Source organism: Xanthomonas sp. NCPPB 2586, assembly GCF_041475775.2.
Taxonomy (GTDB): Bacteria; Pseudomonadota; Gammaproteobacteria; order Xanthomonadales; family Xanthomonadaceae; genus Xanthomonas; species Xanthomonas campestris.
Map to the genome: position 1 here is coordinate 3469242 of NZ_CM192981.1, position 20927 is coordinate 3490168.

The window sequence follows — 20927 nt, forward strand, 5'->3', positions numbered from 1 at the left end:
TATGTCCGGAGCCACGGTAACGGTTACGCAAGCTGCACTGCCCGCTCCAAGCGCGGCTTCGCTTGTGGATCCCGACATAGTGCGACGCCTGGAGTGCCGACCTAAGGCGTATCAACGTCGCGCGGAAAATAGCGGTTGAGTTTTTCTTCCCATGCCTGGAATTGCTCCAGCGTGTAGGCATCCATCGGGCGCGGGTCGTCCGCCAGCGCTTTCTTCTGCGCAACGTAGGCGATGCGCTGGGACGACAGCTCATCCCACGCCTTTCTGAGCATGCCCGGATCCGGATGCGAGACCAGCATCGCTTCCAGCAACGTGGCCTGTGCCACGCGTGCGGCCAGCAGATCGCTGAGCGCCTCGGTCACCGCCTGCATCCACTCGTGCTGTTTCTGTTCCATACCCAACCACGTCGCTTGCGTCATGCGCCGCACACCATAGCGCGTCATCCGGAACGGCGGTGTGCAGGCACGGTTCAAGAGTCAGTTCACCACGTGATGCGAAGACGCGGTTTCTCTCTCCATCGCTTCGCCTGATGCATCTCAAGCCCGCGAAACGACCTCACGGCAACGGCGCGCCCCCGCACGGCGCATGGCCGCGCGGGCGCACAAGCGCTCATCGCAAGCGCGAGAACGCGCCGATACCCGCGATCGCCAACCGGTCGGCGGGCACCGCCGTTTCCGCGAACGACAGCCGCAGGTAGCGAATCTGGCGGACCTCGGGAAAATTCAGGCGCTGGGTCGAGAGCGCATAGGCGATATTGGACAGCTCACCACTACCGGCCGGCTGCCAGTGCTGCCCATCTTCGCTGGTTTCAGCGCGATAGCCCTTCGGCGGTGCCGCACCGGCCATCACCGTGCGCGAGGGCGTGAGGCTGAAGCCGGCAACCTGATGCAGCGCACCGAGGTCGATGGTGGCCTGCACGGGATGGCCCGGCGTCGGCGCGGGCGTACTCCAGACCGTGCTGGCATCGTCGTCGAGCAATTTTTCCGCCCCTGGCGCGCTCGCCTCGACCACTCGCCAGCCGGCGGTGGACAGCACATCTGGTGCGTTCGCTGTAGGCCGCGCGACCGGCACTGGCGCAACGGCGCGGAACAGCGCGAATTCGCTGATTGCCGGGCACACCGGCGCCTCAAGCACCACCAGGCGCACCCGGCGCGCGGCGACCGGGCGATCCAGCCGCACGATGCGCTGGGCACCGATGCACTGCGCTTCGGCCAGCCGACGCCATTGCCCATCGACCTCGGCTTCGACCGCAAAGCGGGTGACGCGCACGCCCAGCGGCAGATATTCGCGCAGCCGGATCAGGTCGAAACTGTGCAGCGCCGACAGCTCCAGCGTCAGCGTCGGCGTGGTGACATCGTCCGGAGCGGACCAGTAGCTGTCCGGCTGGCGGTCGAGGACGCGCGCCGGCTCGAACCCAGGGCCACGCGATGCGCTGGCACTGGCCTTGGCACCCCTGGCCAGATCGATGGCGAAGCTGGCGCGGATCGCGTCGCCGAAACTCTTCAGCACCGCCACGTCGTGGTCGGGGATGCGGCCGCGTCGGTCGGGCGGAAGATTGAGGTTCATGTTGGTGCCGCGCGCGACGGAGGTGTCGAAATAGCGCACCAGATTCTCCGGGCTACGCACCTTGCCGTCTTCATCGGCATGGTAGAACCAGCCCGGGCGGATCGAGGTGTTGGTTTCGGCCGGCCACCACAGCGCCGCGCCGCGCACGCCGGAATTACCGTTTTCCTGGGTATACGGCGCATTGGGCATGGTCGGCCAGGATGGATCCCCGGCAATACCATCCTCGTTGCCGCCCCAGCGGATATCGGCGCCGAGCGGGTCGAAGGTACAGGCCATCGGCTGATGTTGATGCACCAGCTCGATCATCCGTGGCCAGTTGTAGTACGCGGGCGCATCGATCTTGCGCGATTCGCGCGCTCCACCGTAGTAGCCGTCGCCGCCATTGGCGCCGTCAAACCAGAACTCGAACAGGTCGCCATAGCCTGTGCAGAGCTCGACGATCTGCTTGCGGAAATAGTCGAGATAGCCGGGGCGACCATATTCGGCGTGATTGCGATCCCAGGGCGAGAGGTAGATGCCGAACGCCAGGCCGGCGCGTCGACACGCCGCTGCCATTTCGCCGACGATGTCACCCTTGCCGCTCTTGTAGGGCGAGTTCCGGATGCAATGCTCGGTCAAGCGCGTCGGCCAAAGACAGAACCCATCGTGGTGCTTGGCCGTGAAAATAAGCCCTTTCAGATTGCCAGCCTTGGCAGCAGCAACGATTTGATCGGGTAAAAAATCGCTGGGATCGAATTTGCGCGGATCCTCGTCGCCGTAGCCCCATTCCTTGTCGGTGAAGGTGTTCATCGCAAAATGCACGAAGGCGTATTGCTCCCACCGATGCCAGCGCAGTTGTCGCTTGCTGGGCAGCGCACCCCACGGCGCCGGCCCGTTGGCACGCGGCGTCTGCACGATCCGAGCCGCCGATGCACTGAAGCTGGCGGTAGCGGCAACCACCCCCGTGGCAAGAAAGGTACGACGATCGATCATGAGCGCTTCCGGCTTTGCACAGGCTTCAATCTTAGCTTTTCCAAAGCCGAAAGAGTCCTAACCCCGGAGCAACAGGACGGTTGCGCAAGGCACCGCGCGCGCGCAAACCCCTGTGCGGCTGGCGTTGAGAGCGTGCGAAGCAAGCAGCGAACGTTCGTGGCTTGACGTCTGATTGCCCTGCCAAACGATGCCTTATCGGCGCGCGCACGGCATCGCAGGCGGCGTCCGGATCGGCCCCGGTTCCGGCGCAGAGGATCCTGGCAGGTTGTTCAGAGCTTCCTTAGCAACACCACCGATTTGCATGCGGCCTCTCGCGCCAGTGCCAACGTTTCCCTGCTGCGCTGAGATGACTGCGCCCGTGCCGGCCGGATACGCCGGAATGGGTCGTCGAACAGCCCCAACGCCGCCTTGAATGCCAGCATGCGTCTTACTGCGGCATCCAGCCCTGCCATCGGCACCTCACCTGCGGCAACCAATGCAGGCAGGTGGCGCAAATACAAGCCACTTTCCATACTGATATCCACCCCGGCCAGGAACGCCAACCTTGCCGCATCACGCTCATCGGCCGCCACGCCGTGCGCAATCAATTCCTGGTCGGCCTTGAAGTCGGATACGACCAAGCCGGGATAGCCCCATTCCTGGCGCAACAGCCCATCCAGCAGCCATGCATTGGCTGTGGCCGGAATGCCCGATAGTTCGTTGAATGCAGCCATGGTCGTCACCGCGCCCGCGGCAAAAGCGGCCTGGAACCGCGGGAAATACACTTCGCGCAGCGTGCGTTCGGATACATCCACGCGGTTGTAATCCAGCCCACCCTCGGCCGCGCCATGGGCAGCGAAGTGTTCGTGGCAGGCGGCCATTGCTTCGGGATGGGCGAGCCCGGCACCACCCTGGAAGCCGTGCACCCGCGGCTGCGAAAACAGCCGCGCCAGCTGCACGTCTTCGCCAGCGGCTTCCACGCCACGCCACCGGCGTGCATCGCGGGCGATATCCACCATGGGCGCAAAGGTCCAGTCGAGACCCACTGCACTGGCCTCCCTCGCCGCTGCACGCGCCATGCGCCGCGCCAGCTCTTGCTCGAAGCTAGCCGCTTCACCTAGCGGCACAGGGAACACAGTGGTGTCGCCATGGACCACATCGGCAGCGAACAGCATCGGAATCCGTAACCGGCTTTGCAGCGCTGCATTATTGACGTGCAGCCGCACTGCGCCCATGTGCGAACCTGATTGGCGGAAGTTCTAATCCTTCCGCATACGCAAATGTATTCGGCCAGGCGAAGGCATGCCACACGGCACACATACTTCATCCGCACACGAATTGACAGATTCCGTTGCGGAATGATCATTTCGCAATTGAAGCGCCCCGGATCTCCGGCTTGATGTCATTTTCGAATCACTGACGACGATGACGTATGCCACGCAAGGTGGCCGTGAATGCCAGGGCACGCCTGAGCACTTCGATTGCACGCCGAGAAGTTCGCACTGTATTTGCCCGGACCGTGGATGACGGCACGTGCGCCAGACCGTGTCTGCATGCCGCACGTCGGCCGCGGTGACGCGTCGATCGACGCGTCATCCGACCACCAGCGACCCCGGCGCTGCAATCGAGGCTGGCACCGCATGCGGCCGTCGAATGGTGTGCCGGCTGTCAACGCCGCACGTCAGCAACCCAGCTAGCCCAGGCGGCAGCACGCCGCCGCCACTCCACCCCACAGCGAGGACATGCCGTGACGAAGATCCCTTCAGCCAATGCTTCCCAGCCAACGCGATCGACACACGCAGACGTCGTGATCGAAATGCCGCCGTTACAACAGCGCAACGAGACGCCGACACCTGCAGCGGACCCGGCGCTGTCGGGCCTGGCTCGCAGGCCTTCTGGACGACGCAGCAACGCGAAAAGCGACCACGGATCTGGCAGCGCTGATGAGAGAAACCAGCACGCCGGTGAGAGCCCGCTGCTGCATGCCTCGGGTGCGTCGATGCTGCATGGCAACGAGAGTACCAGCGAGCACTTCTTCGATGCCGAAGACTCCTTCGCCTCATCAGATCTGTCGTCCATTCGCCACGAACAACCTGCACCACCCGATCCGCCAGCGCACACCCCGGCAGTCACCACAGCAACCGCCGCACCCACACGCGCCGAGCGTCTGGGTGCGCTGGCTGCATCGATCGGAACCGGCGCAGCGCGTGGCGTGCACACCGTGCTTGGTCCGACCGCCAATGCGGTGAAGGCCGCGGCGCGCGGTGCACTGCCGATCAGTTTCGACAAGCAATACCTGGGTGCGATGCTGGGGCACCTGGTGCACCAGGCCACTTCCGTGGGGCCGACCACGTTCGCACGCGAGTTGCTGGGCGAAGGATTGTTTGCCGCCCTTCGCCAGCTGCCGCCCGAAGCGGTGGTCGCCATGCAGGCCGTCTCCGGCACGCTGCAGATGGCGCTGCATACGCTGCGAGCCAGCCGCGAGAGCCGCAATCCCGACGCGGCCGCACGAGGTTTCCACAATCTCAGTCTCGAACAGTGGGATGCATTATCCGTCGACGAACAGCAAGCTAAGGAAGGTCTGAACAATGAGGCCTGAGAGTGCGGGATGTCGCATCGCTCTGGAGAGTCGCGTTTGGATCTTCGGATTTTTCGCAATTTCTGGAGCTTTCCTTGGGAATTCCCCGGGTTACAGGCGCACGCTCCCCATGGCAGGCAGTAACTGCTTTCGCTTCATCCAAAGGTTTGACAGCGCAAACAAGGTCAGCACCTGCGCGGTGTTCTTGGCCAGGCCGCGATAGCGGACCTTGGTGTAACCGAATTGGCGCTTGATCACCCGGAATGGATGCTCCACCTTCGCGCGCACGCTGGCCTTAAAGTGTTCCCAACGCTGTTCCCGAGCACGCTCGCGTCTGTTGCCGATGGCTTGCAGCGTCGAACGCTTGGCAGCAATGAAAAATGCAGCCTTGCAGGTCTGCAGTTCTTCGCGGTTGTCCGCACCGGTGTAGCCGCTGTCGCCGAACACGCTGTCTTCTTTGCCATGCAGTAATGCGTGCGTCACCGTGACGTCGGCGACATTGGCGGCTGTGCAATGGACGTGGTGCACCAGCCCGGAAAATTCATCCACGCCGATGTGCGCCTTCATCCCGAAATACCACTGATTACCTTTCTTGGTCTGATGCATCTCAGGGTCGCGCGCATGGTCGGCATTCTTGGTCGAACTGGGTGCAGCGATCAGCGTCGCATCGACGATCGTGCCCGACCGCAGGCTCTGCCCCTTGCGTGCCAGATGCGCGTTGACCGCTTCCAGCATCCGCGCGGCAAGGCCATGGGTCTCCAGCAGGCGCCGAAAGTTGAGAATCGTGGTCTCGTCCGGAACGTTGTCCAAGCCACCGAGCTGGGCAAAGCGCCGCAAGGTCGGAATCTCGTGCAGCGCTTCTTCCATCGCCGGATCGCTCAGCGCATACCACTGCTGCAGCAGATGAATCCGCAACATCGTCGCCAGTGCGTATGGCTGCCGACCTGGCCGGCCCGACACGGGATAGTGCGGCGCGATCAGCCCGAGCAGTTGCTGCCACGGAACCACCTGCTCCATCTCGGCCAGAAAGATCTCGCGCCGGGTCTGCTTGCGCTTGCCCAGGCCCTCAGCGTCACCGAACGTCAGTTGCATGGATCACTCCTCAACATGAGGCGGGTAGTGTCGCGTATCTGTGGTGCGTTGTTCAGAGTTCCCCTAACTCAAACTGGATCAATCTTACGGGAGGCTGATACAGGCGCCACTACTGGTCTGAGAACTATCCGAATGTGGCTTCACACCACTTCGCATGTGCAACAACGAGGCGAGCAGCGCCGAATCGATCGTGGAGCGGTGTACCTTCGCATCGGCATGACCGAGCGCTCGCATGAGCATCTCCCAGCGCTTCCCTAGATTTTTCTCTCTTGCCGTTTTCAGATGGACGGCGTTAAAAGCCTTGTAGCCTAGGGTAGGCAACGCGTCCGCCGTCACCGGCTCGGCAGTATGCAGGTGTACGAACCATGGCGCAGGGCGCTTGCCGTTGGACAACGGTGCGTGGTCGATACGTATCTCAAACAGCGTGCCGCGATCTCCATTGTCGTGGTCGGAGGGTAATCGAATTGGTGAAGTTACGCGGGCAACCTCGCTCATCTTCAGCAAGCGCGAAAGATGCGGCGAACGGGGCTGCGGGTCGCTCTTCAGCGCATCTGCTTCGCGGATCCGCACACGCTGCTCGATCATGTCCACCAGCTGCAAACGCTCGGTGAGTTGGGCAACCCGATCGTCTTCTGGCGACAGTTTCGCCTTTGTCTGCAGCAACCGATCCCTTGCGAACCAGTCCCGGACCGACGCGCGTACGAACGTGAAAGCAATCGCCGCATCTTGCCCGGAGCGATGCATCATACTGCCGACGCTGCTGGTGTCCCTTCCCAGCATTTTCGCAATCAGCATGAAGTCCGCGTCCAGTTCGTTCACCATGGATCGTTCCAGCGGAATGCTCTTCAACAGCGCATCCGCTTGTTTTTGTGCAAGCGTCCGTTTATCGCTCAAGATGGCAGGAGGTGCAGGGACTAGGCTAGACTCTTCGGCCGCTCGATTGACCGGCTTGCGATGCTTACGGGCCGGTCTCGGCGACGCCCTCGGCACGGGCAGCTGCTCGATCGTTGCAGATGGCGACGTGACGACCTCGCGCTTTCCGGCGACAACGGAACTGGTGAGGTCAAGCACACACTGTCGATAATCGGTCAGTGCCTGCGCCAAATCGAGCATCGATCTCCAGATATGATCGTCACAATCATTCTCAATGAGAGCAGCGACATCCACGCATAGCTTCAGACCGATGCGCCCAAAGTGCTCTGCATAGTCCTCAAGAACGTCTTTGTGTTGTGCCACCACCTGCGGAGTCAATGCAACGCCGGCTTCCGAGGGACATATCGATTCGATCACGACTTGGCTCAGCGCCGAAAACGCCGCTGCTACGTCATCGCCGCGGTAGTTCTTGGCCTCGTCCAATTCGTGCAATCTAGCCATGACTTCCGGCATGCCCTTGGCCTCGACCTGACGCTCCAGCTGCAGACGATGGATATCGACGAGCAGACTCCGGATTGACTGCATCGTTTCATGGCAAAAACCCAGATTGGTCCTGATCAACGGCACCATGGCTGAGACATTTTCGCGTATTTTCTTGTGTGTATCCGGCGCCTTCATGCGTCTCAGCAACTCATCCATTGCTCCCCGGTACTGTTCGATTTCGCTCAAATACCCCTGCCACTCTTCGGTTTGCTGACGCTCAACATCACTATTGTGCAGCTCCGCCTGCACAATAGTGGCGCCGATCGCGGGCTCAATCGGCTGAATGATGTCAAATTGCTGCATCCACTTGTCTTCCAGCAGTTCGTCACGTGCTGCATAACCGACTGCAGCGGACGTTCCGAGAAGCGTCAACAATGCATGTTCGTGCTCCACTGCGGCTTTAGACTGCAACCGCCCCTGCACCTTCAAATCGGCGACTGCCTGCAATCCTTCGCGGGCAGACTTCATGGCAGCCAGCGATAGCTTGACCTTCTGTTCCGGGACCACTTTTGACGTAGCCCCTCGTTGTCCCTGCGGGCCTTCGTTACTGCCGATCACATCTCTAAAGATCTTGGCCTTGCTAAGCGCTTTTCTCAGCATTTCGCCTGGGTCAATGCGCTGAAGCTGCATGGCAGCCGCGGGTAATAACACAGGGCTTGATGGCCCCGGCAACACATCAGACGAACCCACAACGGTCTGCCTTACCGGCTTGGGGGGCCTGGCGGCAAGTCCGTGTAGTTGCGGCGACTGCTTAGCAGGGCGGCCGCCAGTAGTGTTTGTTGCCGTCGCGGAGTCTGTCGGCACAATGGCAAGGTTCGTCGACTCAGCCAACTCTATAGAGCGCTGCTTGATCATTTCGACACGATGCATGATTTCTTCCTTTTCTTCTGGCGTTCGTAACGCCGTCACTGATTAACTGTTCGCTGCGCTCTATTGACAATTATTAATCACGTCGCCAGCAACTGAAAATAATTGCTGAATACTGCCGATTGCCCTGCCAGCGCACAATTAGTCAATCGAAGGATTAGGAATAGCCCCAATTTTCTGCCAGCTTCCGCGATTAAAGGTGGCGCTTTCGTCCCTTCGAAAAGATCTCGAAGAGGATCCTTCTGAAGCATGTGGTCGGGCTGCCAATGAGTATGAGTGCGCTCGCCCTGTCTAGTTTTGTGTAAATGAATGTCCGCATATTCGTCGACAAAAGCGCGGGGACAACAAGTAAGTCAGAACCGATCCGGCTCTGCGCAAAAAGATGCGAACGGATGGTTAGTGCTCCGAATCTCCGCACTGCTCCCCAGCGTGCATCGGCGATGCGGCGGTGGATCCGATTTTTCCTTGTCCTTGAGTGGCACTGATTAGCCCACCCTTATGCTCCATCGCGCGTTAGACGACGTCCAGAACGACGGTCGATTAACTCGCTTATTTCGCACATGAAAATAAAGGTTCGCTCTTCGAGAAATCTTAAAGTGCCAAGAGGATCAGACTTGCCGTCCCGTATCCAGGACGTTGACATGCCAAAGATCCATCGTTCCAATGGCTTACACGAATCCCATTCACCCAATGGCTTGGCAGGCTTCGATCAAGAGTCCATTGTCAAACTTCATGAATATACAGCTCCTGAGTTCCTCGGGTTGAGTAAGTTCAGTTCGAAAAAGAAGAAAGTAAACGCCTCCACTATGCAAAACTTGAAGCTCGCTGAAGATGCAGTGCTGAAAGTGAAGTACTTGCTATCTTATGGTGCAGGTAACCAGAAAACTGACATCAGTTACACCCAAGGAGAGTCATGGGCAAGGCGGGCGATGCTGCGAGACAATGAGTATAACCAGGATCCCATTCAGAATGCGGGTAGGGCTGTAGCTTACCAAGCCGGAAACTGCAACGAACATGCAAATGTGGGTTATACGCTATTGGCGGCCAGCTCACTCAATGCGCCTCTACTTCGAGTAAGCGACGCAGATGAAGACCATGCTTACGTGCTGATCGGTGATCCCCGTGACCCCACGTGAGGCGAGAAAGATACGGTCGTTGTGGATGCGTGGGTGACACATCCAACAGCAATGACGTTAGACCAATCAAAAGGCTTAAATCCGCAGCCTACTCCCTTGTTCCAACGGCCTCCACGGGCTCAGCCAGATGCCAGAGCGACCGCTGCACTTGCCAACGTAAGCCCAGTATCGACTGAGAATGTCAATAAATATCTTCTTGAGCAGAGAGACGCACCTGAAATTGGGCAGCCGCTCCTAAGGCATATTGATGCCTATGTGGATACAAGCAAATTTTTCAACGAACGCGTTTCGGTTGGCGACCCAAGCACCAGATATCAATCCTCAGCACTATCCTCAAAGTCGTTCGATAAGATTATGTACTGCACAATCGAGAAAGAAAATTATGCAGATGCTGCCTGGCGTGGCAACGGGTTTAGGTGGTAGGTCGATGGAGGAGCCCGCCATCCGCCCGCGCAAGTGAACCCGACATCCCCCCGATTCGACTAGCGACCCGGTTTGGAGTCTGATTTCCTACTCCGAGGAAGTTGACGTGAAGAAGCGTTTTCCCCGTAGAACAGATCATCAGGCTTCTGCGCGAAGCCGACGCGGGCGTCGCGATCAAGGACCTATGCGGGCGCCATGGCTTCAGTGGGGCGTCTTTGCTCCCCGTCGCGTAGCAAGGCTCGCCGTAATGAGCGTGCCCGATGCCAAGCGATTCAACGTTCTGGTCAAGGATGCGCGACGAGAAAAGTCGTGAGCGCATTGGCGCACCGTGCGCCGGTGCACGCGTGGATCGGGGGTGGTGCCAGCGAGCGCCGCACCTTGGCAGCGATCGGCATTGGCACCAGTGCGCTGAGCTATTGCCTGCGCGACGACAATAATTTCGAACTGCGCTGGCGCCAAGGCGCCTTGGCGCCTTGGCGCACCGCCGTCGCCGTTATGGCGTTGGGATGATCGATCCCAAGTTGCGACGGCAAAAACGCATCGTGAAATACAAGCGTGGGGCGTGGTTGTACCCAATAGGGCTGCCGCCTCAATGGAAGAGAGAGAATCGTCGTGCTGAGAAAATTGTTCTGGAGTGCTCCGAAAGCCCATTCCGATGCTGCAAGCACAGACCATGGCGGCCCGCCGGCCGCGCCAGTGGTACCGGGGGAATGGTCAGGACTAGGTCGTGCGCCAAAGCGGCCTGACGGCACAGCTAAGCGGCGTTCCCCAGTCCGTATCCCTGTGCTCCCGGTGCCAGCGGCTAGGGCAGATCGGTTGCCAGGGACCTCCGCGGTGGAAAGCCTTCCTTCAGCCCATTGGTCACGGGGCGAGACCCAGTTCCATCCTTCCGTAAGCAACCCGCTGCCTTTGCAGCAGCCCCCGCCGACTCGTCGCCAGACGCTGGGTGCATTGTTAGCCGAGGAGCTAAGCCAGGAAGAAGCCGCCAGGCTGGGCAAGCAAGCCCGGCGCGACGCACTGACGCAACTACTGCAGGCCGCCTTGCCCAACGGGGGGCGAACCATGAAGCGGCTGAAGGCGCTGGCGGCCAGAAAGCAACCTGTCAGCGTGGCCGATCGATGGAGCGTGATCCGCAATGGAGCTCCCAAACCGATGCAAGGGGAGCGAAGGGAGTCGTTCGAGGCACTGGTGCGCAGTGATCTGCTGGCGATCGCACGCGCCGGCGAGATCGATCCATTGGTTGCAGTCAAAAAAATGGCCGAAGCCCTGGAAGAGGCAATTCTGGGCCAGGGCATTTTGATGAGCGATCGGCAACTGCTGGATGAAGTATTGGACAGCCTGTCGATTGATCGCCTGTACACGCGGCTGAATCTGAAGATGACGGACGACACCATGCCTGCCTTCACCAACGCGCAGGTGCTGCAGGCGCCGAGGGAGCTAGGAGAAGGCCGCTCCAACACGGTGTACGAGGTCGAGATCCGGAACGCGGATGGAGCTGCGATGAGCGCGGTTTTCAAGCCGCTTATCCACGAGCCACCCTCTCCGGATAAGTGGAGTGTGGTTGCCAGATTGACGGGCATTTCCAGGGAAGAACCGCAAACAGCGATGCGCAATCTCGCAACCGTGGCCTATGCAAGGAGGCTCGGGTTCCACGTGGTTGCCGACACGCGCGTGGCGCTGATGAATTTGGGACAAGATCCCTTTGAGCCAGCTCTGGGTCTGATCATGGAACGCGCCCAAGGAAAACCAGCCGAAGAGGTCGATGCGTCCACCCTGGTCCAGGCGAACGTGTGCGCCGAAGTGATGAAGCTGCAGCTGCTCGACCATCTGACGGGCGAAGCTGATCGCCACGACAAAAACTATTTCATTCACGTCAAGCCGGATGGTCGAGCCAAGGTTATGGGCATCGACAACGACAACTGTTTTGGTGCGGAACTTACCGCCCCAGACGGTGCCCAGCCGGACCTGGAAGACCCGCAACGCAGGGCGTTTCATGGGACTGCGCTTCCCCCGGTGGTAGATACCGACATGGAGCGCGCCATCCTTGCACTCACGGAAGAAGACATTCGGTCGATGCTGAAAGACAAGCTCAACGATTCCGAGATCGCTGCCGCCATCCAGCGTTATCAAGGCGTCCGGCAGCATCTCCTTGCCCTGCGGAATTCCGGCCTGGTTATCGAGCCGCACGAATGGGGCCGGGCGGATGTACAACAACGCCTGACCCCGACAAACAGCTATTTGGGCCGCGAACTCGAATTTGCTTAGCTTCTCGGCCCGGCCATCCCAGGCCGCGATGCCACTCCTGCCAACGATAGCCAGCGAGCAACATCCCTGGGACCCTCTTGCAGGCGATGCGGACCAGGGCACCATCGCACCCACAGCCTAGTTCCAGTTTGGCCGGGAGCGGCCTCGCACGCAGGGTGCCCGTCTCCGTTACGCGCAGTCCGGCGGGCCGTGTCACCTCACGCGCTTTGGCAGGCACATGCCTGCCGGTAGAAGGCGACCGCAGGTAGAGCAGTCCCGGGGCGGGCGGCACAGGCCCGTGGGAGGTGCATGCCCGATGCCGTGCTGTGTGACGAGCGCCTAGCGAGGCTCTGGTGCCCAGTCTGGATCTTCGAAGTTCAAACGACATCGATGGGTAGAGGATCTTGCTGCGGACAACTTCCCGTCCTCGGGTAGCGTTGATCAGACCATCCCTAAGAGAATCGAGCAGCAACATTACTCGGATCTGGTCAGCCGGCTCGCGCTGGGTGGCATTCTGAGCAACATCGCCGTGGGTGCGGCCGGCAAGTCAGCGGGCCAACCGGAGATGGCGGCGAGGCTGCTGGCCAGCGATCTAAAGATCGCCGCTTATGCCGCAGCCCGCGACACCATCCAGGCGACATTTCGCATGGTGGGAATGCGTGGCCCCACCAATGGCGGCATCAGCGACCCGCGCATCACCAGCGCCGGCAGGTTCTATGGCATGGCCAACGTGCTGGCCAACCTGGCATCGAACGAGCTGGCATCGCCGGACTTTGCAGCGGCCGAGCAGCGCTGGGCCGGGCTGAACTCGCCTTTCACCAAAGGCGAGGCGACCAGCGTCATCTTTCGTCAATCGGCAGTGAACACCGCCTTGAATGTCGGCCTGGAAACGTTGGACTGTATCAACGTCACGCAGCACGAAGCCGACGAAGCCGGGACCAAGCAAATCTGGGAACCCGCGTGGAAGGGCAAGCGCGGGGATTACGAGCGGGTGATGATCACTCGGTCGCACGCACGGCCGCCATCAACTCCAATATCGCGCTCGGTACCGCCATCAACATGATTGGCGCCTGGGTCGGGTTGTCGCCTGCACGCAGCGGATTGCTCGCCAACACGGTGTCCGGCGTGGTCGCCGGCATGCAATACAAGACCATCGGTGCCACCTGGCAGGCCGAGGCCGCGGTTCGCGGCGCCGAAGCATCTCGCGCGCAGTCTGAGTAAGCACAGCGCTCAAACCACCGCCCCCGGTGGGCGCGGCGATGTACTGCACTACACGCGCCACTGCGGTCGCAACAGTGTCATTCGACAACCACACCGCGCCTGATCAGAATCGCATGAATGGCGTGCGCATATTTATCGCGCTCCGCGGGCGTTTCGGAATGATAGGCACCCACAGCGGCCCAGGTATTCCCGTATTTATTGATCATCTCGCGCAGCCGCCAGGCGGCGACATACACGCTGACGCACGGCTGCATCAACGCATCCCTGGAGATACCGTAGCTGGAAAGACGTCGCAGATGGATCGAATTGATCTGCATCTTTCCATAATCGATCGTGCCGTTGTTGTTGCGATGGATCGCGTCGGCACGACCACGTGATTCCTGCCACGCAATGGCGCGTAGCACCCATGGATTGACATGTTGATAGCCGGCGGCTTCTTCAAAACAGTCTGCGCGTGCGAGCGGCGCGGCGCACAGCAACGCCGCCGCAATCAATACGCGTCGCAGAGGGGCAGCAGCCTGCCCGGGCTGAAGCGCACAGCGTCGCTGGTCTGCTCGCATGTTGCTGCAGAGCGTGGCCCAGCACTGTGGACGCCAAGCACCCGTGCCGTGCACGGACGCACACGTGGTCGGCGTATCGGTCTCTTTCATGCCTGTCACCTGATCGTCGTTGATTCGAGCAACGCAGCGGCGTGGACGCACACCTCGATTGATCCAACGCTTCGCTCGATCGCAGCACCATAACGGTGCTGCGCACACGCATGCGCACGCTGGACGAAGCGTCTATGACGTAAACGAAATCACAGCGCGCACCGTTGCAACGCAGCTGTTTTTCAGTGTGTTTCCGATGTTTTGCGCAATCACGTTCGCAAGCAAAAGCGCGCCTTCGCGTCCTGGAAGATGCACCGCCGTTGCCTCTTCTACTTTGCGCTCGGGGGCAGCACAGCGCCCCGGTTGCGATCTTGCCGTTGCAACTTCCCCGGCAATCAGCGATGCATCCAGTTCAACCACATGAGACGAGAATCACCATGGACTCATCTATCGGAAACAAATTTTCCAACTTCATCAACCTGCAGACGATGGGCATCGGGCCCCAGCAAACCCAGAACTCCAGTCAGCGCTCGCCTTCGGCTGACTCCGAGCAGCAGCTGGATCAGCTGCTCGCCATGTTCATCATGATGATGCTCCAACAGAGCCAGGGCAGCGATGCCGATCAGGAGTGCGGAGACGAACAACCGCAGAGCGGTCAACAGGACGGTGTGAGTCCGTTGACGCAGATGCTGATGCAGATCGTGATGCAGCTGATGCAGAACCAAGGCGGCGCCGGCATGGGCGGCACCAGCTTGGGTGGCGGCTTCAATGCCAACCTGTCGAGCATCACCGGCCAAGCCTGATTGACCATGCGTGCAGGCTGCCGCGCCGTGCGGCAGCCTGCACGTTGTACCCGTATCGCGTGCAGCCCGACGCGTTGCTCAGGGCGAGACGATATGCGGGGTCAGCAGGAACAACCGCTGCAACCGCGACCCGCTCTGCTGGCGATGCTTGAACAGGTTGCCGACCAATGGAATCCTGGACAGCCCGGGGACGTTGTTCAGATCTGTCTGATCGGTGTCGGAAGCATAACCGGCGATCAGCAGGCTCTGGCCCTCGTTGACGAAGGCCTGCGTGGTGATCTCGCTGGAGGTGATGACGGGAATGCCATCGACGGTATTGGCGCCCAACTGCCCGTCTTCGATACGCACATCCAGGCGCATCTGACCATTTGGCGACCCCGGCACCACACTTGGCAATACGCGTAGCGATACACCCGCGGACAGGTTGTAGAGGTCGGCGGATGCATAACCGCTGACACGCACGAATGCCTGTTGCTTGTGGTCCATCACCGCTTCCACGTTGTCCAGCGTCGCCACCTGCGGGGTGGAGACGATCTTGGCCTTGTTGGTCTGCTCGAGCGCCGAGACGCGCGTCATCAGGTAACGCCCTGCATCGCCCAGGACAGCGGTCAACGTCCCGCCCAACGGCGCGGCTGCACCTGCGGCTGCTGCACCGCTCAAGCTGCCATCGTAGCCAAGCTGGCCACCACGCCCGTCGCCGGTCTGCACATCCACACGCCGGCTGTGGAACCGCCAGTCCACGCCGAGATCCTGCAGGGCGCCGTCGCGGATCTCGATGATGGTGGCATCGATCTGCAGCAGCTTGGGACGGTTGTCGAGCTGCTGGATCAACGTGCCATAGGCGGCCATCCGCTCGGGGCGGTCGCGAATGAGAATGCCGTTGGTGCGCGGGTCGGCTTCGATCACCGGCGCGTCGGATGCCAGCTCACCGCCGCTGCCGGCGTCCACCGCCAGCGGCGCATCGCGTCTGGCCTGGCTCATCTCCGGCCACACGCTGGCCGGCGCATTGGCGCTATTGCCACTGCCCGGCAACGGCGGACTGACCGGCACCCGCTCGGACGGCGACCCAGCGCCGAACCACGACGCAGGCAAACCGAGAATGCCGCTGCCGCCACTCTGGCGCTGACCGCTGTTGCCGAAGGTATTGGACGAGCCACCGCCGATCGGTTGCACACGCCCGAAATTCGCGCCTGGCCCGGGCAGCGCCGCAGTGGGCGCGCCACGCACGCCGTATATGTTGCGCAACAGGCTGGCCATGCCCGGCACCTGGATGTCTTGACCACCGATGCGGGTGGTGTGGTCGGCCGCCTGCGCATAATGCAGCTGAAACACCTGCACTTCGGTGGCGTCGCGTTGGCGCGCGACCTGCTCGACCTGCTTGGCGATCGCCGCGACGGTATCCACATAACCCGGCGGGCCCGACACCACCGCCAGGTGCGCGGTCTCGTCATAACGGACCGGAAAGCGCGGATCGTCCAGCCGCATGCGCGCAAGCGCATCGCGCAGCGCACTCGTCGATGCAGCGCCCAAACTCAAGGTCGCATTCTTGGTCTCGTTCGCGCCCCAGATTCTGAGCACCGAGCCATCGTAATACCAGACAAAACCGAACGTGCCCGATAGATCGTCGAGAAACTTCTGCGGAGTGGCTTCGAATTTGCCACTGAGCGTGCCGGTCACCTCCGGTGAAATCCAGGTGGTGATGGATTGGCTGGCGGACAGGTCGCGCAGCACCTCCTTGAGATCCTTGCGGTCGGCAACGTATTTGAAGCTGCGCGAGTGCCACGGCACCGACGCGGCGTTGGCATGCGGCGGCAGCAGCGGCAGCAAGCCAAGCAACAAGGCAGCGGCCAACGGCGCGCGTCGATGGCGGTGAACTGGAGGACAGGCGTATGCCATTGCGTTCCCTCTGCGAGGAAGTGAAAGAACATCGGAAAGGCAGCGCGCCTGGCGTGCACGCGTCTGCAGTGAATTGCGTGCCGGATGAGCCGGACTGGGACCGCAACGTTGCGCAGCACGTTGGCACTCCTGCAATCAGCGCCGGCAGCACACGGCCGTTGGTGTCTCAACAAGGATCAGTGCGATGCGCCTCCTTTTGCACTTGCGTTGGCGGCATCGTGCAACTGCTGCTGGAAGTGGAGGAAGCCGAGTGCGTCACCGGATTGCGCAATGAACACGCTGGTCAGCAAGGCCAGCAGCAGCAGCGCCAGCACCCCACGGATCGGTTGACTCAGATTGGAGGGGTCCAGCTTGTCGGCGGCGCGCGCCACAAAGCCGATGGCCAGATCCACCAGCACCAGCACCAACATCACTGGTGCGGACAGCTTGACGATGGCGGCCATCATGCCGTCGGTCTGCTGGATGACGAACGACTCGCCGATCGCTCCCATGTCCGGCATGAGCTGGCTCAGCGGCCACCAGCGAAACGATTCGAACAGCGCGCCGAGCAGCATCAGCATGCCGCCCAGCGCGTAGAACGACACGATCGCCAACTGCATCAACACGGTGGAGACCGGCGTGCTCTGCTCACCGCTCAACGGGTTGATCATCTGCACGTTGTTGTAGCCGGACACATCGTCGATGAGCAGGCCCACACTTTCGGCAACCCAGAACACCGTAGATGCGGCAAACCCGATCAGCAGGCCGATAAAGGCTTCCTTGAACACCAGCCCCACCAGGCCGGCCGCTTCGATCCTGGCCAGCGCATCGGCCGGTTGTCCGTAGGCGATGAACGAACTCAGCACATAGATCACGCCGTTGCGCGTCATTCCGGGAAGACTGTCCTGCGCGGTTGCCGGCAGCACGAAGAACAACACGAACACGCGCACACCGCACAGCGCCAGCAGGGTCAGCAGCGACACGCCCTGGGATGACAGCGCCAGCAGCGCGGTGGCGGTGTCGCTCATGGCCCCACTCCGCGGGCGGCACGATGCAGACGCAGCCCGATCAAGGCTTCGATCGCGTCTTCCTCCTCGGCCGCTTCGCGTTGGGCTTGCCAGGCACGGCGCGCGCGGGCGGCTTTTTCCGCATACACCTGCGCCTGCGCCTCCAGCCTGCTCACTGTCTGTTGCACAGTCGCCACCTCATCGTGCGCGCGCTGCAACGCCTGCGTCGCTGCGACCAGCGCCTGCTCTGCGGCGCCGCAGCGCTCTTCCAGCACTGCGCGGAAGCGCTGGTGCTGCAGGATCGCCTCGATGCCGATCGGCTCACCCGCGCCGGCCGTGTCGGCCAGCGCGGCATCGAACGCGGCCAGGCGCGTGGTGCAGGCGTCGGCCTGCTGACTGCAACTGGCGCGCTCGCCATCGCACTGCTCCAGCGCACGCCTGCAGTCGCTCAGGTGGTCCTGCATCCGCTGGTAACGGCGCGTCTTCAGCTGCTGCAACGTCCTCCAGGTGCTGACACGCTCACGCATCGTCGATCACGCCGGCAAGCTGTTCCAGGATGGTGTCATAGTCGCTGAGCTGATCGGTGGGCTGGCTCAGGAAGTCGCGTATCGCATCGATCCTGGCGATCGCTTCGTCGGCGACCGCATCGCTGCCGTGGCGGTATTCGCCGACCTGCAGCAAGGTCTCCACCTCGTTGTGCTTGGCCAGCAAACGCCGCAGCTGGCCGGCGTACTGGCGTTGTTCGGCAGAGACGATCTGGCTCATCACCCGGCTCAGGCTTCCCAGCACATCGATCGCCGGGTACTGGTTCCTGGCGGCGATCTCGCGCGACAGAATCAGATGGCCATCCAGGATGCCGCGCACTTCTTCGGCGATCGGATCGCTGCCGGTGTCGTCTTCGGCCAGCACCGTGTAGAACGCGGTGATCGAGCCCGTCTCGCCCATGCCGGCACGTTCGAGCAGGCGCGGCAACTCGGCGAACACCGACGGCGGGAAGCCGCGACGCGTGGGCGGCTCGCCGGCAGCCAGACCAATCTCGCGTTGTGCGCGGGCAAAGCGCGTCAGCGAGTCCATCATCAGCAGAACCCGCATGCCCCGATCGCGAAAATATTCGGCGATGGCGGTGCCGACATAAGCCGCCTTGGCGCGCTCGATGGAGGAGCGATCGGAGGTCGCGCACACCACCACGCTGCGTGCCAGACCGTCCGGGCCAAGAATCATCTCGATGAATTCACGCACTTCGCGCCCGCGCTCGCCGATCAGCACGATCACGTTGACATCGCACTGCGTGCCCCGCGCGAACATCCCCATCAAGGTGCTCTTGCCGACGCCAGCTGCGGCGAAAATGCCCATGCGCTGGCCTTCGCCCAGCGTCATCAGGCCATCGACGATGCGCACACCGGTCGGTAGCGGCTGTTCGATCAGGCGCCGGCGCATCGGATCCGGCGCCTGCGCCTGGATCTGCACCCAATCGTCGCCTGCAAGCGGCCCCTGGCCGTCCGCCGGCTCGCCCAGTCCATCGAGAACGCGCCCCAGCAGCGCCGATCCGACCGGCACCGCCAAGGGACGCCCCAATCCGATCACGCGCGTCTGGCGCGACAACCCCACCAGCTCGCCAAACGGCGCCAGCAAGGCGAGAGTGCGGCTGAAGCCCACCACCTCGGCGCGCTGCAACAGCGTGCCGTCGCGCTGGCGCAACTCGCACACCTCGCCCAGGCTGACCTGCACACCAGCCACCTTGAGCATGGTGCCGATCACTTCGACCACCTTGCCGTAGCGGCGGCCGAACGCGAGCGCGGCCAGTTCGCGCTCGAGCGTCGTCTGCAGCAGCGGCATCTCAGCAAGCATCCGGCACCGCCTGCGGCGTGGCCAACACGCGGCGAATGACGCGCCGGAGACTGCGCAGCTGATCACGCAGATCGGTCTCGAACACGCCGGTATCCCATTCGCACACGCAGGCACCCAAGGCCAGAGTCGTATCACCGCACAGTTCCACCGGCATGCTCCATCCGCCGGCCGCTGCGGCCGCATCGAAGGCGCGCCGTGCATCGTCCAGCGCATCGGGATGCACGCTCACCTGCAGGGCGTTCGCCTCGTCCAGGGCGCCGTCCAGCGCCTGTGCGGCGCGCGCGTACAGCGCCGCAGGATCGTGCCCGTGCAGAACCTGCTCGCAGGCGTGCGCGACGATCTCGGCCAGGCGCTCGCGGGCGCGCCGTGCGGCGTCCTGGGCCGCGAAGGCATGCCGCACGCCGCGCTCGTTCCACGCGTCGAGCTGACGGCGCAGCCCGGCGGCATAGCCCAGGCGTGCACTGCGCTCGGCCCTGTCGTGGGCATCCTGAAGGATGGCCTCGGCCTGCCGTTGGGCAGCGTCGAGCAGCGCCTGCGCACGCGCCTGGGCGTCCGCCAGCGCCTGCGCGCAACGCGCGTGCACCTGTGCACCCGCTGCGTCCAGTTCCAGCACACAGGCCAATGCCTCGCGTGGGATGACCTCGCAATCAAGGCCGACCGCTTCCGGTGTGGACCTCAGCCAAAGACGCATGGCAGCTCCGGCAACAGGGTGGGCAGCGCCCGCAGGAATGCATCGCTCGCGCCATCTGCCGCGATGGGCACCACACGGGCAGCGCCCAGCGGCAAGCACAGCGCCAGCACCTTGGCGATGCAGGGGTCGGGCCAGACACCATCGGCCTGCATTCGACGCCAGCCATCGCCGATCCATGCCGCCTGGTCGGCATCGTGCGGCAACAGCGGCGCTGTCATGCCGGTGCCTGCGCAATGGCGCACATAGTCAAGCACCGCCGGCCCCACCCGCTGCTCGAACCAGCTCAGGCGCTCGCGCTCGATACAGCGGCGCAGCGCCAGTGCGCGCGAAAACAACGCGCGGCTCATCAACACCCTGGCGAGCAGATCGGGCGCGAGCACGACCAGCCGATTGGCCAGCGGATCCAGTGCGCCGACCTGCATGCTCGCCCATCCCGACCAGGCCTGGATCACGCGCATACGGCGCTGCGCCGCTGCACGTTCCCAGCCCAGCACAGCGACCGGACCCAGCCAGTGCGCCACCCGCTCTGCATCCAGCGATTGCGCCAGCACGGACACGGCCGCCGTCCATCGCTGAAGCCACAGTGCTGCGTTGTCGATGCGTGCCTTGTCCATCCGCC

Annotated in this window: 16 protein-coding genes and 2 pseudogenes; 6 read left to right on the forward strand and 12 right to left on the reverse strand. The window is 62.3% G+C overall.

What is annotated here, in order from left to right; translation table 11 throughout:
- Positions 1-101: 101 nt before the first annotated feature.
- The 3 genes from ACCQ09_RS15075 to ACCQ09_RS15085 all read right to left on the reverse strand — a co-directional run bounded on the left by ACCQ09_RS15075 (position 102) and on the right by ACCQ09_RS15085 (position 3752).
- Positions 102-443: a hypothetical protein gene (locus ACCQ09_RS15075; protein WP_016944372.1), complete on the reverse strand. Its 342-nt coding sequence runs from the start codon at positions 441-443 to the stop codon at positions 102-104.
- A gap of 166 nt (positions 444-609) precedes the next feature.
- Positions 610-2538 carry an alpha-L-fucosidase gene (locus ACCQ09_RS15080; protein WP_012438875.1) on the reverse strand — a complete coding sequence of 643 codons (1929 nt, stop codon included), beginning with the start codon at positions 2536-2538 and terminating at the stop codon, positions 610-612.
- A 269-nt stretch (positions 2539-2807) separates the two neighbouring features.
- Entirely contained in the window at positions 2808-3752 is a 945-nt protein-coding gene (locus ACCQ09_RS15085) for a glycoside hydrolase family 3 N-terminal domain-containing protein (RefSeq protein WP_040941605.1), read from the reverse strand.
- Between the two features lie 512 nt (positions 3753-4264).
- Here ACCQ09_RS15085 and ACCQ09_RS15090 point away from each other — a divergent pair.
- A complete protein-coding gene (locus tag ACCQ09_RS15090; protein WP_225443823.1) occupies positions 4265-5116 on the forward strand; it encodes a hypothetical protein in 852 nt (283 codons plus the stop codon).
- 90 nt (positions 5117-5206) lie between these two features.
- On the opposite strand, the gene ACCQ09_RS15095 is transcribed toward ACCQ09_RS15090, so the two are convergent.
- A complete protein-coding gene (locus ACCQ09_RS15095) occupies positions 5207-6187 on the reverse strand; it encodes an IS5-like element IS1646 family transposase (protein ID WP_323475555.1) in 981 nt (326 codons plus the stop codon).
- 84 nt (positions 6188-6271) lie between these two features.
- Positions 6272-8473: a type III secretion system effector XopP gene (gene xopP / locus ACCQ09_RS15100; protein WP_040941606.1), complete on the reverse strand. Its 2202-nt coding sequence runs from the start codon at positions 8471-8473 to the stop codon at positions 6272-6274.
- Positions 8474-9111: 638 nt separating this feature from the next.
- On the opposite strand from xopP, the gene ACCQ09_RS15105 reads away from it, so the two are divergent.
- From ACCQ09_RS15105 to ACCQ09_RS15120, 4 genes and pseudogenes are all read left to right on the forward strand, one after another.
- Complete coding sequence (locus ACCQ09_RS15105) at positions 9112-9606, forward strand: hypothetical protein (RefSeq protein ID WP_228428436.1); 495 nt, start codon at positions 9112-9114, stop codon at positions 9604-9606.
- Positions 9607-10163: 557 nt separating this feature from the next.
- Positions 10164-10601: pseudogene (locus ACCQ09_RS15110) on the forward strand (transposase family protein); the annotation flags it as partial.
- A gap of 262 nt (positions 10602-10863) precedes the next feature.
- Complete coding sequence (locus tag ACCQ09_RS15115; RefSeq protein ID WP_228428435.1) at positions 10864-12294, forward strand: hypothetical protein; 1431 nt, start codon at positions 10864-10866, stop codon at positions 12292-12294.
- A 433-nt stretch (positions 12295-12727) separates the two neighbouring features.
- Positions 12728-13494: pseudogene (locus ACCQ09_RS15120) on the forward strand (hypothetical protein); the annotation flags it as partial.
- A gap of 77 nt (positions 13495-13571) precedes the next feature.
- Here the strand turns inward: ACCQ09_RS15120 and ACCQ09_RS15125 are convergent.
- Entirely contained in the window at positions 13572-14054 is a 483-nt protein-coding gene (locus ACCQ09_RS15125) for a lytic transglycosylase domain-containing protein (protein WP_223648109.1), read from the reverse strand.
- 467 nt (positions 14055-14521) lie between these two features.
- Between ACCQ09_RS15125 and xopA the strand changes: the two genes are divergently transcribed.
- The gene (gene xopA, locus ACCQ09_RS15130) at positions 14522-14887 is read left to right on the forward strand and encodes a XopA/Hpa1 family type III secretion system protein (RefSeq protein WP_011036435.1); all 366 of its coding nucleotides are present in this window, start codon (positions 14522-14524) and stop codon (positions 14885-14887) included.
- Between the two features lie 78 nt (positions 14888-14965).
- Here xopA and sctC read toward each other — a convergent pair whose 3' ends face one another.
- The 6 genes from sctC to ACCQ09_RS15160 all read right to left on the reverse strand — a co-directional run bounded on the left by sctC (position 14966) and on the right by ACCQ09_RS15160 (position 20922).
- Positions 14966-16783 (reverse strand): type III secretion system outer membrane ring subunit SctC, encoded by a 1818-nt coding sequence (sctC, locus tag ACCQ09_RS15135; RefSeq protein WP_011036434.1) that lies wholly within the window; start codon positions 16781-16783, stop codon positions 14966-14968.
- A gap of 176 nt (positions 16784-16959) precedes the next feature.
- Entirely contained in the window at positions 16960-17790 is an 831-nt protein-coding gene (gene sctT / locus ACCQ09_RS15140) for a type III secretion system export apparatus subunit SctT (protein ID WP_011036433.1), read from the reverse strand.
- On the reverse strand, positions 17787-18296 hold the full coding sequence (locus ACCQ09_RS15145; protein WP_011036432.1) for a type III secretion protein HrpB7: 510 nt from the start codon (positions 18294-18296) through the stop codon (positions 17787-17789). The genes sctT and ACCQ09_RS15145 overlap by 4 nt, the downstream gene beginning before the upstream one ends.
- A complete protein-coding gene (sctN, locus tag ACCQ09_RS15150; RefSeq protein ID WP_016944049.1) occupies positions 18289-19617 on the reverse strand; it encodes a type III secretion system ATPase SctN in 1329 nt (442 codons plus the stop codon). Before sctN ends, ACCQ09_RS15145 begins: the two co-directional genes overlap by 8 nt.
- The gene (gene sctL, locus ACCQ09_RS15155; protein WP_040941608.1) at positions 19607-20308 is read right to left on the reverse strand and encodes a type III secretion system stator protein SctL; all 702 of its coding nucleotides are present in this window, start codon (positions 20306-20308) and stop codon (positions 19607-19609) included. The genes sctN and sctL overlap by 11 nt, the downstream gene beginning before the upstream one ends.
- Positions 20293-20922 (reverse strand): type III secretion protein HrpB4, encoded by a 630-nt coding sequence (locus tag ACCQ09_RS15160; RefSeq protein WP_228428434.1) that lies wholly within the window; start codon positions 20920-20922, stop codon positions 20293-20295. Before ACCQ09_RS15160 ends, sctL begins: the two co-directional genes overlap by 16 nt.
- Between the last annotated feature and the right edge of the window lie 5 nt (positions 20923-20927).